Here is a 15286-nt window from a genome sequence, read left to right on the forward strand (position 1 = left end):
TTTCCCATAGCTTATTGGTTATGTGGTACGCGAACAGTGCTTATCGATGTTGATTTATTACCTGCATTGTCAGTTATCCTATACGTAATCGTGTATATTCGCCCCGTTCCATTACCTAATCTTTCCGCCCGTAACTGAAATGAAGTAGCGGGCGTGCCTATATTAGCCTCAATGTCACCCTGACCACTATCCGGTTCATTACTTGTAATGGAGGTTAACACCAGAGATGCAACACCTGATGCAGCATCACTCGCGTACACCGCAGCATGAACCGTCACCATCTCATGATTCGGCGGCCATAATGACGTTTTATCTAACTGAACTGTTACTAATGGAGCTGTTTGGTCAATCTTAAACTCAATTGTTTTGACCTGTTCTACATTGCCTGCTTGATCCGTGCTTCGATATCCGACCTTATACGTCCCTTCTACAAAGGCAGGAATGGAACCGGTATAGGTTATCCAAGCCCCGTTATTTACTTGATATTCTGTTTTTGCTACACCGGATATTTGGTCATACACGGCTATGCTTACCGTTACTTCCGATGTATACCATCCGTTGCTGCCGTCTGGAGTCACCGTACTTACGGAGGCACTGCTTATAGGAGCTTCCGTATCCCCCTTAAAATAAGCCCAATCCGTCTGGATTCCCACTAGCAGTGCAGGTGCACTGGAGTTTTCATTTAAACTTCCAGCTTGGGTGCCAATGGAAATTTGAGTTCCCTTATTTAGGCTTCCTGTAAAACCATTCAATTGACTTTTTTTCATAATCCCTTCCGTCAATACTCTTCCCGACTTGCCTGGTATAATCCGCTCTAGCGTGATGCCTACAAAGCTTCCAGGTGAATCAGCAGCGCTCATGAGTCGCAGCGTGGTATTGTCGGTATCAAATCGTACAGCGGCAAATCGGGGAATGCCAACCTGGGTATTATTTCGTAAAGTTAATTGCTTATCTGGCACCTGCGGATAGTATTCAGCACCAGTGACGTTATACTCCGCCACTCTGCCCGAAGCGCCCAAAATTCCGTTCATTTTTGCCAATATATAGGTATTAGGTTGATTTGTATAATTTTCATTAAAAATGATCGTTTTGGTTGTTCCATCTTCAAAGATCACTTGAAGTGTTTTATGAATGATCGTGCAGTCCCCCAGCCTTCTTCCGAGCGTATTATTGACCTCAATGTTGGCATTCAGCCCCACTTTGATGCCGGATATATCCCAATAGCCGTATAGATAACCGCTCAGGCCACCGCCCCCGTCTCGGGTTTCATACTGTCCTAGAATAGCTGGTACCGCATCACCGCTGACCCTTACATAGGAACTGCTGCCTGTGGATTTACTGAACAAGGCTAGCGCTCTTCCCCTGTGCTCATCCGAATAGCCAATAGGTGTACTGTTATTAAAAGTAACCTTATAATCCGCATGATTGGCATATTGGTTCTCCGGTTTTTGCGTAATCCAAGGCGAATCATCCTGAACCATGTAAGTCCCAATAATCTCCGTGTTGTTGAAAAAAACCTCATCTTTGGTTCCACTGCCTAGCGATTGTATGATAATAGGCTTCAAAGTCTCCGTAGAAACAATTTTACTGTCGTTGATGATATTGATCTGGGGTTTGGTGAAATCCTCCCGATTATGCACATACCAGCCATCAGCTTTTGAAACAAAAGTGCTTCCATACACAATTTCCGTTACACCGCTGGCGGATCCATAACCCCAAGCATGGGAACCAACCCCGCTGATCCCTCCCCATACCTTGGCTGGATCTAAGTCTGCTGGTGGAGTAACCCCCGGATGTGCGGCCATCCAGTTTTGGCGATACACGACAGCTTCCAGATTGCCGTAATGCTCAATATGGGAATTCTTCACGATATGGATAGCATCCTTATTATTGCCGTTGTCTTCACTATGAATCGGATATCTCATGTTTTTAGCGGTGACGGTGAGATTCTCCAGATTTGCCGTCCCCTTCAACCATACGGTCGATTGATTGGTAATTTCGCTGTTCGTGGCCGAAGCGACGTTCTCTCCTTTCAGGATAACTTGATCCCTATCAGTTCCTCGAAGCGTCGTATAGGGCTTTACTACCCAATTTTTCTCGGTGTACACGCCCGGATAGATCAGAATGACATACTGCTTAGCAGAACTGCTATCCTGAATGCTATCATTAGCCAATTTAGGAGAGACAAAATCGCCAGTTCCATCAGGCTTCACTGTCAAGGTGACCGTTTCGTAAACCCCTTCCCGAACTGTTACAGATGAAGTAGCCGTTTTACCCCCATCCACGGTTGTAACCGTGATATGGGCGCTTCCCTCCTTTTTTCCGTAAACAGCTCCATTCACGTCCACGATTGCCACTTCTGGATTGTCAGAACTCCAAGTAACTGCCCTTTCTACCGCATTAAGAGGCTCAATGATAGCCATCAACCTCGCTGTCGTTCCAGGATTAATCTCCATAGCCGTTTTATTCAGACTGATTCCCGAGACTCTAGCAGGGATTGGATCATTAGCATAAGTCACCGGCCGAATCTCCACATCATCCAGATAGTAGCTATCTGCCGCTGCCGGAAAATCCGTATAGATATACATGGTTAAATTGGTAATAGTGCCGGTTTCATTCAGCTTAAAATATCCTTCCGCCTTTTTCCAAGTAGAGGTATCCATCGCAGGCCCCGTAACCATCACCACCTGTTTGGTCTCTCCGTTCACTTTGTACTGCAGACAAATTCGGAGCTTCTCCCCCGCTGTGGAGCCGGGAGCCAGCTTCCCCCAAGCCGAGTAGTAGTATTCTTTACCATTCTCTATGCCGGGGAAAAGAATTTTTCCATAAGCATACTCCTTGGTGACTTTAACCGACTGATGGCCCGAATGGTACTCCGTGGTGCTTAGTTCTGCAGCAATTCTTTCACCGGAGTAAGACAGAGTACCCATTTCCATTCCTGGATCTGTTAAAATATTGTCTCCAACTATTTTGAATGGACCGGAGATATACAAGGTCTCATCTAACGCTTCCCATGCAACGTTATAACCAAATAGTTCCTTCAAAGCATCAGGTGACACCAACAGATCATAGCTCGTAGTCACAGGAACATGCTGCAAGGCTACGGCCGTATTTCCTGTATAAGCTGTAAGCTGTCCTGGCACGACCCGAATAACACTGCCATTCTTGATGGCTAGGATGGCTCCTGTATCATCTCGTTCCGTCGTAATTCCATCCTTCGCCAGAACTTCGGCCAGCGGCAGCATGGCACTGCCGTCGATCATTTCCAGCGGAGTCACGGTTTTCATCGGTTGCCCGTTCAGATACAATTTCACTCCCGCAATGGGAACCTTCACGAACCCTATCCGGTCAATGCTGAAATCACCCGTAGTTGTAAGGGGATCGAATCGGATTGCTTGGATATTTCCCGTCCACTTCTTGTTGCTCCACATGGGAACATAATAGTCCGTGTAACCGTTATCATTCGGCCTTACAAATAATCCGATTCCTTTGGCTTCATTCCAATTTCGATCCGTTTCCGTAATGAAATAAATCTGTCCGGCTGTATCACTGGAACTATTTTTCATACGGATATGGATATAGGGGTTTTCTTCTGCTGATATCCCCAAGGAAGTCGGTGAATGAAGGCCTGGATCACTTCCTGTTGATGTACCTGAATAGTGTCCTTCTGCTGTACTTACAGGATAGACTTGCTTCGCTACCGCCCAGCCCTCACTGTCCCCATCTGTGTTGAAATCCCACAACTTGCTGTACGTAATAGGACTAATATCCGTTATTGGAGGGACTTCCACTGTTTTTGGAGGAACAATCCGCCCTTGGGGATATAATCCTCGGACTCTCTCCTTTTGTGCCTCTGAAGGAACAGTATCCGAATGTTCTCCGCCCTCCGTAAACACATTACGAATCGCACTCAGATACTTGAAACCGTTTAATCCGGCAGGCATGATGAAGTGGCCTTCCCCATATTCGTTCCAGTTATCCAGAAGAACCATTTTCCGGCCCACGCTGTTTACTGGCAAGGATGGCACAAAAGTGTCCTTCACCCATTGGCCCGTTGACTGGAACTCCTCAGGTGTCGCATAATATCCGGCTGGTCCATCCCATGCACGATCGTCCCTCCCCATGCTGACAACGGGAACCACATCCATGGAACCAGCATCTCTTTGCTGCTCCAGCTTTGTCTTTTGCAATTCTTCTTTCCCTGCAAAAGCTCCCCATGAATAGGCAAACATGGCGTCGAGTCCGGCTTCATTCTTCATTTCTTGTATCAAGGAGGCGTCAGAACTTGAATTGGATATCAGAATAATAACATCATCGAAGCCAGCATCTCTGGCTGCCTGTCTTAAATATTCCACTTCTGCCTTAACACCTGCCGCAGTGCCTCCGAAATTCCGTTTCAAGCCGGAATAACTAAAAATCCCAATGACAGGCTTATTGTCAATGACCACATATCGTGGATCTTTAAAATAGTATTCCATCCAATACGGCACAACATTGTTTCTGAAATCCTGGCTTCCGCTAACTTTGGAGGATGAGGCCTCCCACATGATCATAAAATCGGCCTTGTCGCTGTACTTGGCATTGAAATAACCATCATGAAGTGCCGCTCCCAGACGGGGCTCCTTTATCGGCTTTCCTTCTGTGCCTGTCGGTCTGTACCAACAATACATCTGGAAATCAACCCCATGTTCAGCCATCCATTTGATTTCCCAGTCAGCTACCTCTGGGTTACCTTCGTCATAATAACCAAGATAAGGCTTTCTTTCTGGATATGGATTGATCCGGTCCCATCCCAGGTGCTGCCCTTCTCTCCACAAGGAACAAGCTTGAGCTCCTACCAACTCATCATCCGAGTTTGCGGGGACGGGTGCAGGCACATAATCCTGTGGCTCTGCTGCCTCGTGATATAAGAGGATATCATCCAGTGACATGCTTCCCCTATTTGAGCCTCCGATTGAAAAGTTAACACGGTTAACACCGCTGGGCGGGGTGTCGATTTGTTCTACTTTCAATTTACCGTTCAGGTAAAGATCTGCTTTACCCGTCACTGTATTCAGTTTGAGTTTTACATGATACCAGAGGTTTGGTATGTAGTCGTAGAAGGCCACATTTTGACCGCTTGAGTTCTTATAAGCAAATTTCCCGTCTGCTGTAAGCCATTGGAAGACTGTCGAATTTTCATTTTTTAGCGCAGCTGAGAAACCATCCATTTTAACGGGAATAAATACTTTGTATTCAAAAATCAAGCTTCCTTCCTGAGAAGGTACAGATTTCTCCATACTCATCTCGCCAGTCGCATTCGTTGCATTCATCTTCAGACTAAACACATCCGGCGGCTTCGAATTATCCATCTTCTCCACAGCAATCACACCACCACTAGTCTGTGACTGCCAATCCTCAGGAAGGGGGCCTTGAACCGTGGATATAAATTTCTCATTAATGGCATACCCTTTGTGAATCTTTACCGGAGCGAAAAATAGGTCTCCCGTTGTGACATCACCCGTGATCACATGAAAGTTATCTATAAATGCCACATCGTTCGTAAAACTCTTCTCTGATGCTTTTACGATACCGTTTACATAAACCTGGACTTTTCGCGCATCCAGATTAACGATCACTTTGACTCCGAATTCCGCATTAGCGTTGATCGTCTGGAGATTGTAACTAGTATCACTAGATTCCAGAACTAAATTGCCATTCTTAACCTCAAGGCTGACCCCTTCAGTTACTCCGCTTCGAAGCTGCCACTTTACACCATTTACGACAGATGGCATCTTAAAGCGGTATTCCAGGGTAAGGATGCCGGCATTCTGAGATCGTATTTGTTTATTCATGGATACGGGAAGTACATCACTGGTATCACTGATTTTAAACCAATTGTTAAAACTGTAGGAGATCGATCCTCCAGCTCTTTTCACATCCCATCCGCTTGGTACGATGTCACTCGGTTCGTAGGAAGTGGCAAGGTTAGAAAAATCTTCATCCAACAGGTATTCCGCTTTTTCAGGAGTAGTTGTCGTTTCTGCATAAACCGTGGAAGTTTCCCATGGATTTACTGTTAAAGTGGACAACATACATACCATCATAAGGATCGCAACCAGCCTGCGCCTTGTCTTCATATCACTTTCCCCCCTTCATGATTTAAGTTGTTTCTTACGCCTCTTGGCATAGCATCAACAAGGCAATCCCTTGACCCCAAGGCATGATAGACTGCCGGGGAATAGTGTTATACTCCAGAATACTTTTTTGAATGCCCGTTCCTGCCGAAACACCCTGCACCGTACCCTCTTCCGAAATATGCCGAAGTACAGCCTGATATCCTTTTTCCGCGCAGAGCAAGTATTTTTTATCCAAATAGCCCATACGCACGCTTTTAGATATGCCATATACAAAGCCCGCCGTAGCAGAAGTTTCCTCATAAGAGGAGGCATCATCTAGAATGGTAGACCACATGCCATTGTCCTTTTGAACAGCCGCCAGTGCCTCGACCTGCAGGTGGATTCTTTCAAAAAACCAACTCTTTTCCTTTTCATAACCACTCAAGGTTGCGAATATTTCCGGTATGCTGATCGTTACCCAGCTGTTTCCTCTGGCCCAGAGACAACCGCTGAGATGATAGTTGCCTGACAAACTGTAGCCATGGTAAAGCAAGCCATTGTCCCCGGTTTGAAGGCATTCGATATGAAGTCTAGCCTGCAGTAGCCCTTCCTCGATATATGCCGCTTTATTCACCATCTGTCCCAATTCGGTTAAGAACACACCGGCCATAAATACCGTATCGACCCACATTTCTCCGGCAAACTTATCGTTAATGACGGTATGCTCAAGAGCCCCATTAGATAAACGTGGAGCTTCCTTCATGAGCCAACTGGCAAATTTTTCGGCAAAATCAAGGTAATGATGTTCTCCCGTTTCTCGATAGAGCAGCAAAACCGAGAGCAGCGGTGCTGTCGTATTGATGTTATACGAAATCTTCTGGCTGTTCGCCATGTTAGAGTCGATAAACGTTTTGATGAAGTTATAGATCTCTTGGCTTCCGGTTGTCTCATACACTTTGCGCAATCCGTACAAAGCGACGCCTGCGCCCCAGTCCCAATCGCCTTTCTTGTCTACATTAAAATCCATCCTCATCGTTGTTTGTGCTACTTTTTCCAGAAATTCATTCACTTCTCACACCTCCAGTTACTCTTGCCTGACGGTCATCTGGTTAAAATCGTAGGTTGCTTTTTTTTCGTTTGACCTTAATTCGATAATGCCACTGTTAAAAGCTGAAACCATATACGGTCCGTTATATGTAGGATAAGGAAAGATCACCGTTTCTCCATTTACGGATCGCTTAGATTTGTCCATCGATAGTTCCCCCACGGAGGAAGAACAGTACGATAACTGCATATTTACAGGGTCGAAAACAATACGGTTCTGCAAAATCGTCCTGCGAAACGTCTCAAAATCCGGGAAGCTCATGTCATCTCCCACTTCGCAAATGACCGCATTGCACCTTCCATGAATTTTGACTTCTTTTCTGGCGTACTCACCTTCTTCCGTCCAGTCATACCCATTGTGGATAAATAAGGAGATATAAACCCCGGACTTTCGTAGAAAAAGGTAATTCCCCTCTTCCTTCACCTCATCAAAGGTATCCCTCGGAACATGGAGGTGAATCCAGTGCAGCGCTTGCCCATGGGGGATCTGATACATGGACATCACCACATTTTTCTCACCGAAAAAGTGCCCACAACCACAACCCAAATCTCCCGTCCAGTAGCCATGCTCGCTGCCCTCCGTGCCATTATGCCCGGGATGATGACTGAATATTTTCAAAGTGGTGTCCTCCGCAAGACTCAGATCCCATTGGTGCTGCTGATGATGGGCATACCAGCCCGCTTCACTACCTAGTCGGTATGAATCTTGGAAATTCACGGCTCCCATGATATACCGGGGAGTGTAATAGGTATATTTATTGATGCTTCCCTCCTCCTGCGGCAGCCTTTTGTGAGGTGTTTCGCAAGTTATGCAATGTAAATGCTTGCTTTCCTGATGCACATAGGGCTGCGTTCGCCCTAGTGCAATTTCATAAATCTGCTGAGGGGGCCGATAGCGCGAGCAAATGGCAGCTAAGAGGCAGGAGCCTTGGATTTCCTCCCTGTAACTATGCCCGAAATACAGATAGTAGAGAGGAAAGGTACCGCTTCGGGCGTGATCCAATGCCACAGGCGCATAGATGCGGCCATGAGCCCCTCCGTACAAACCGTCGAGGCTATCGCATACCATGTCCATCATCAGCAAATCCAGCATCATCTCTGCAAGTTTAACAAGGTCTGAATCGTAGGCAAAATCATAGAGACACAGCAGACACTCCACGACTTCTGGCATATAGCTGGAGGAATCAAACTCTGCCCATCCCCGCTTGGCGCGAAAAATAAGGTATTCCCGGAGAAGTTTTCCTTCCGCCTCCAGAAGCTCCTCTCCTTTCTTTCCATACGCCTTGAAGCACTCTTCCGGATATTTCTGTGCAGCCAGATACCGAGAGGTATGAAAAAGCAGCATGTGATTCTCTGACTTGTATTTACTTTCAAAATCATGATTCAGATAGAAGTTTCGTATGGAGCTGCTGGTCGCCTCCTGTAGAAGGCCAATAGGCTCAAACTGGTAAAGGGCGCGTATAAGCTTGATGGCGGCGAAATCCGATTCTCCTTGCGGATCGCGGCCGTAAAGATGGGGATGCACAAACCACTCAGCTGTCCTAAGTAATCTCTGATTACATGCCTCCACATAGATGCCTTTACTCAGATTCGCAATGGCCATACCTCCATAAAGGTCCTTGGACATATCCTTCTGAATTTGCTTATCGAGCAAATAGGAGCTTCTTTCTTCGAGGCTATCTATAGCCTTGCATGCCAGAGACTCTGCATCGTCGGACAGTGTAATGAATTCCATTCCCATCTCACCTTATTCCACAATGTCATATTTGGGGTAATTCCTACCATTCAGTTATTCTTTAGCAAGTACTGGTAAATATCCTTGGTCAGGAACGCATTCTTTTTATTCTGCTCATACCACTTCGCATACCAATCGAGGGTCTGATTTTGTCCGATCTTCTGCTTCAAATTCTTAAGATCATTCATCCCTTGATCAACAGAAACGCTGCCGCCGCTGACTACAGTCTTTGCAATCAGGTCCTTGCTTTGCTGGATCCAGTCATTATTGATTTTTAACAAATCGGCTGGAAGCGTGGGCATATGCTCACTATGCGTAAGAGTGTATAACGGTATTGCGGGATTTTCGTATAATGCACGTGTTTGTTGTCTGATTCCAGCCCATTCCTCAGCATTTGGAATATTCTTGTCAAGGACAGGAAGGTTGCATATCACTTTGGAATCAACCGTTGTCGCTATCAAGTTCAAATCGGCATTATAGTTTACTTCAGTTTTACGTAAATCCGGATTAATCGCTCTGGGACATCCGAGCTCGTCATTTTTCCAATGTACGTTTTCCGTGCCGAATTTCAGCATTTTCCACGTCGGTTCAGCTATCATGAAGTCGATCGTTTTCACTGCAGCGACCGGATCCTTCGAGCCTGCATAGACCACCGTCGTCATCTGAAGTGGATTTAACATTCCGATCGTGTATTGTCCGAACTCTGTCTTCGGCATCAGCATGGGGGCGATCGTTGCATCTCGATTCGTGCTGCGGAGCGTCGTTAATAAATCAACGTTAGCGTTGTCAGCCACATAGATTCCGAGTTTACCAGACAAAAAGTCTTTTTTTGCCTTCTCGCCGTTCTTGTCCGTCAAATAATCACGATCAACAACGCCTTCGTCGAACAGTCGTTTCTTGAAGGAAACGGCCGCTTTCATTCTCGCATCATCTTCGATCAGCTTATCATCTTTAATAAACATCGTATTGCCATGCATAGCATCAATCGCTTTATCCCCTAAGTAGGCGAGTGAAAAGCCATATGTATCCTTTTTCCCATTGCCGTCCGGATCTTGTTCGGTGAACGCTTTCGACACTTTCAATAGATCATCGGGCGTTTGCGGTATTGGCAACGAAAGTTTTTTAAGCCAGTCGGTGCGGATGAATACGGCTATTTGTACAGAGCTAGGAATAACTCGCCCGATTTCGTATAATTTGCCGTCAGGTTTTGTACCGATCTGGCGCAGAATCGGATATTTTTCCAGCAATTTGTTGTAGTTCGGCGCATGTTGTTTGATCAGATCCTCCAGCGGAAGCAGCTGCTTCTGACTATAGAGCTGATCCCGGTAGCTCGTATCAAATTCGGTGATTACGTCCGGAGCTTCTCCTGAGGCAAACAGCGTATTAAACTTCTGCTTCGATTCAAACCGCGGAATGGCGACATATTCGACATCCGCAGGCGCGTTCTCGTTAATCCATTTCGTCCAGCGGTTATTCGTAACCGTTCCTTCCGCGGGCGGAGTGTTGCCACGGTCGTAGAGGGACATTTTGATCTTGCCCCGTTTCTCCGGTGCTGATGACGACGATCCCGCTTTTGTTGGTGAGACGGAAGCTCCACTACCCTCTTCTTTTGGTTTGCTACAAGCCGTAAGTACCGTCCCTGCCGCCAACAAAGTCACCACTGCCATTAACGTACTTTTCTTCATTTTGTCTTCCACTTCGTTCATCCCCTTTAGTATTTATAGACTGACTTCGAATCCGTTCATCCTATCGCCATTTTACGATTTATCCTTTGATAGCGCCAAGCATCACACCCTTTACAAAATACTTTTGCAGAATCGGATATACAATCAGCATGGGCAGTGTCATGATCACAATGCCTCCGGCTTTCACAGCCTCAGGCGACATATTCTCCAGATCTTCCGGCTGCAAGGCAATCGTCTGCAACAGCAAGCTCTGACTCTGCACCATCTGCTGAACAAATACGGTCAAATTCATCTTCTCCCCATCATTGATGAATATGAGGACGCTCAGGAAGGAGTTCCAGTAACCAACAGCTAAAAATAGGCAAATCGTCGCGATAACAGGTAAGGATAGAGGAAGAAATATTTGCGCAAGAAGCCGCCATTCACCACAGCCGTCGATGCGTGCGGACTCCTCGATCTCTGCCGGAATTCCTTCGAAATAGGTACGCATGAGCAGCAGATTATAGGCGCCAACCAACCCGGGGAGCCATAGTGACCAGTAGGTGTTGATCAGGCCGAGGCTTTTCATCACAAGAAAAAATGGAATCAGCCCACCGCTGAACATCATCGTAAAAACCATGGCCAGCGTAATAAATCTGCGTCCGTAGCAGTATTTACGGGACAATGCATAAGCGGCAAGAGTCGTACAGAGCAAGCTTAATGCCGTTCCTCCTAACGTGATCTGTAAGCTGTTCAGAAAAGCGGGGATGACTCTTGAACCGAGAAACAGTGTTTTATAAGCTTCCACATTGAAATGAATCGGCCACAACCAGACGAATCCGGAATCGATTGCCGCTGAGTCGCTGAATGAAACAGCGATAATATTGATTAGCGGAATGAGGCAGCTGACAGCAGCCATCAGCAAAATGATATGAACCATAGCACTAAACCATTTTCCTGCGTAATTCTCTCTCACGTTCTCACTTCCTTTCAAGCTCGATTACCATAGACTCTGGTTGAATTTACGGGCAATACTGTTTGCGGTCAACACAAGCACGAAGCCTACTAGTGACTCGAATAAACCCATCGCAGCAGGAACGCCGAATTCGCCCCCCTGAATTCCCGTCTTGAACGTGTACGTGCTGATGACTTCCGAAATATCGGCGACTACCCGATTCTGCATCACATAGATGTGGTCGAAACCGACCTCCATGACACGCCCTACACCAAGTATCAGCATCAAAATGATCGTCGGTCGAATGCCCGGCAGCGACACATGCCACATCTGACGCCATTTGCCAGCGCCGTCCATTGCGCTCGACTCATACAAGCTCGGATCGATCGTCGTAAGCGCCGCTAAATAAATGATCGCCGAGAAACCGGCTTCCTTCCAAATGCCTGAACTCAAAAACACCGCAACCCATGAGAACGGTTGATAAAGGAAGGCATACCGCTCACCGCCAAGCTTCTCCAGTATGTCGTTCACCATCCCGGAATCCTGAGAAAACAAGGTGATAAAGATGCCGCCGACAATAACCCAGGAAAGGAAATGGGGCAAATACAACAGTGTTTGTACGATTTTCTTGAACCACATTTTCCGAACCTCATTCAGCAGCAGAGCAACTAATATCGGAAATGGAAACCCAATAAAGCTTAATAAGCTCAGCATGAACGTATTGCGAATTATCTTCCATCCTTGTGGATTGTTAAACAAATAATCAAAATGCTTTAATCCAACCCAAGGACTCCCCCAGACTCCATCCCAAAAGTTATAATCCTTGAATGCAAGGACGATCCCGCCCATCGGCGCATACTTGAATAGGAGAAAACAAATAATGGCTGGAGTCAGCATGATATACAGCGGAATATTTTGCTTCAGATACTTGCTTTCCCGCTTCTTCGTATCTCTGGATCGAACCGATTTTTCCACTTCCAAAGCTGTGTGCTGCGAAGATACTTGCATGTGACTTTACCTCCTATGTCGCCCTGCCGAGCGTGTACCGCATGGTTGTGATCGTTTCTATTCCGCTCACAACTCAACACTACACGGAAGTCCCTTAGCTCAGCAATTCACACATTTAGACGCGATGCACAACTTCAATAATCGGCAGCAGATAGGGGTTTAAAAGGTATGCAGCCACGCTTGGTGGCATCCCATGCACAGTTTTTACACAAGACTCCGTTTCCACAATTCCTTTGGATAATGAGGATAAACGGCTTATCGGCCTTCAATAAACAAAAAACGACCCCTTCAGGGACTTTGTTGATCTTTCCCTAAATCGATCGTTTTCGATACTTCTTGATTATGATTGTTGGAACTCCTTGCGGTACTCACCAGGTGTCCGGCCTACGAGTTTCTTGAATACACGGATAAACGAAAAGGTATGTGTATACCCGACCTTCACTGCGATTTCCTGGATCGCCACGGGTGTTGTGACCAACAAATATTTGGCCTGTTCGATTCGTAGGCCAGCCAAATAATCAATGAATTTCTCACCGAATTCTTCTTTAAACAAGCGGCTTAAATAATTCGGAGTCAACTTAAATTTCTCACTCAGCATGACGAGCGAGAAATCCGGATTGTTATACTCATTCTCGATATATACTTTCACTTGGTCGATCAGATCGTGCTGACTTCGCTGTTCGCGAAGGGTATCCAACCTCCGGGAGGCATCTTCCAGAATATCATGCAGTTCTTTCTCCAATTCATCTACCGTGTCGAAGGCCACAATCCATTCGTTGATTGGATTCATGGCATATTCTCGCCAACACTCCAGATATTCTGCGGATAACCCCGACATTTCCTTATAGAAGTGAAATAATAAATAATTCATTAGATTAACAACTTGTTCCCGTGAAAAAAGCTGTATGCGAATTTCCGCAAACAGGGCGCTATAATGGCGTTCCCATTCCGCTTCGCCGATCCTATAGAAATGGACCAGTTCACGAACATAAGGTAGAGATCGGAATATTTCTTCGCCCGATTTGTTATTAATATCCTTGAATTCAATGAGGCTGCTGACTCCAAACGTAGTCTTATAGCTGAGTGCTTCTATAGCTTCTTCATAGGAACTAGATACCTTATGAATACCCGACACTTTCGTTCCAAGTCCACAGGTGACCGTAATCGATACATTTTTGTAGATCCAATCCACCGTTTTGCGCATGATCTCTCGGAACGGATCACCTACAGCAGTCTCATTCGGCAATTGACAGACGACGCATAACCGATGTTTTTCGATCCACTCTGGACAGATTAGGATGCCCGCATTCTGATTCAGTTCTTGAACGACGTTATCAATGATGAATTTAATCAAATATTGATCCTTATTATTGTAAGTGGAGGTAAAATTCGAATACTTGTCGATCTCAAGAATGGCCACTATATATTGATCGTACGTCTCTTGAAATCCGAAACGCGATAACTCCTTTTCCCATCCCTCTTCTAGCTGAAGCTGCGTCCCAGACAGCAATTCTTCGAACAAGTATCGCCGACGGTAGCTGAAATTCTCGTCGTTCTCTAGCCGATACTTGCCGAATTGTTCGAGCAGATGATCAAGCAGATTGTCAATAATTTTGAATTCATCGTACTTGACTTGTCCTAGTATATGCGGTCTCTGCAGCGGGACAGATGAGAGTCGCTCCAGAAGTGACTGAATGGGCTTGTAGTTCTGCCGACTCGCGTATACGATCCAGAGTGCTCCTCCAAATACCGTGATGATGCCAAACACTAGCCAAAATGCATTGAGGTTCGACAGAAAGCGAAAAAAGACGCCGTCAATAAATCCGCTGCGAATCGTCCAACCTGTGTACTCCGATTTCATAACGGTAAAATCTTCCCGTTCTTGGCTAGCTTTACCGTCGATCGTGTCGTCACTGATGATATAATCACCATTGGCATCAAGTAGGTGAAGATAACTGAATTTAGAACTGGACACATTGTTGACGAGCTTAGCTATCGTATGTAATTTAATATTTGCAACAAGAACTCCATCCGTACCCAGCGGCAATGGCATCCGCATGACCAGAGATACTACGGACGTTGTCACTCCGGCATTGTCAATATACTCGCGACCTATACTCCAGCGATTTGCAGGGGGAGCGGCTATTAGCGTATTCAAATACTTGATGTTGGAAAATTGATCGAGCCCCATCATCGACGTGTCACTTAAGACAATTTGGTCTCGGGTGCGATACAAATACACCGAATCGATCTCACTGAAGCTGTCTCGCAGCAGAATCAATTTCTTATATACGTCGCGATCGTTAAGGTAGCGGTTCTTCGATAACGGAGATACACTATAAAAATCGATAACAGATTGGTCATCGAGAAATGTCTGCACGATATATTGTTCGACCGTTCGCAGTTTGGAATCGATATATTGCATGGTGTTTTCTGCGTAGATCTCGTTCGCCTTCAGCGCCTGCTGCTTGGACAACTCACTCATGGTGACGAAAAAAATCCATAGCAATACGATAATAACAAGAATGAAAACGGGCAGATAGGCAAATACAAGGCGATTTCTCCAATTCTTCCTCATGTTAACATCCCCTTTATTCGTCCAAAGTACAACGTTACGGTTAGACAAGTCAATACTCAATTAGGAGAATCATGCACATTTAGAAAAATGCAGGCTGTGAATGAACGAAGAAAACCCCTTCCAACCAATCAGGCAGGAGGGGGA

General features: G+C 45.9%; 7 protein-coding genes. All 7 read right to left on the minus strand.

Annotated elements, in window-relative coordinates; translation table 11 throughout:
* Positions 1-11: 11 nt before the first annotated feature.
* Positions 12-6119 (minus strand): OmpL47-type beta-barrel domain-containing protein, encoded by a 6108-nt coding sequence (locus GC102_RS08950; RefSeq protein ID WP_171689187.1) that lies wholly within the window; start codon positions 6117-6119, stop codon positions 12-14.
* A gap of 34 nt (positions 6120-6153) precedes the next feature.
* On the minus strand, positions 6154-7167 hold the full coding sequence (locus tag GC102_RS08955; protein WP_171689188.1) for a glycoside hydrolase family 88/105 protein: 1014 nt from the start codon (positions 7165-7167) through the stop codon (positions 6154-6156).
* Positions 7168-7182: 15 nt separating this feature from the next.
* A complete protein-coding gene (locus tag GC102_RS08960; RefSeq protein WP_171689189.1) occupies positions 7183-8937 on the minus strand; it encodes a hypothetical protein in 1755 nt (584 codons plus the stop codon).
* A gap of 50 nt (positions 8938-8987) precedes the next feature.
* Positions 8988-10634 carry an extracellular solute-binding protein gene (locus GC102_RS08965; RefSeq protein WP_171689191.1) on the minus strand — a complete coding sequence of 549 codons (1647 nt, stop codon included), beginning with the start codon at positions 10632-10634 and terminating at the stop codon, positions 8988-8990.
* Positions 10635-10701: 67 nt separating this feature from the next.
* Positions 10702-11577: a carbohydrate ABC transporter permease gene (locus tag GC102_RS08970; RefSeq protein ID WP_312883204.1), complete on the minus strand. Its 876-nt coding sequence runs from the start codon at positions 11575-11577 to the stop codon at positions 10702-10704.
* A 24-nt stretch (positions 11578-11601) separates the two neighbouring features.
* On the minus strand, positions 11602-12564 hold the full coding sequence (locus GC102_RS08975) for an ABC transporter permease (protein WP_171689192.1): 963 nt from the start codon (positions 12562-12564) through the stop codon (positions 11602-11604).
* Positions 12565-12904: 340 nt separating this feature from the next.
* The gene (locus tag GC102_RS08980; protein WP_171689193.1) at positions 12905-15142 is read right to left on the minus strand and encodes an AraC family transcriptional regulator; all 2238 of its coding nucleotides are present in this window, start codon (positions 15140-15142) and stop codon (positions 12905-12907) included.
* Positions 15143-15286 lie beyond the last annotated feature (144 nt).

The sequence above is a fragment of the Paenibacillus germinis genome, assembly GCF_013141785.1.
Taxonomy (GTDB): Bacteria; Bacillota; Bacilli; order Paenibacillales; family NBRC-103111; genus Paenibacillus_E; species Paenibacillus_E phytorum.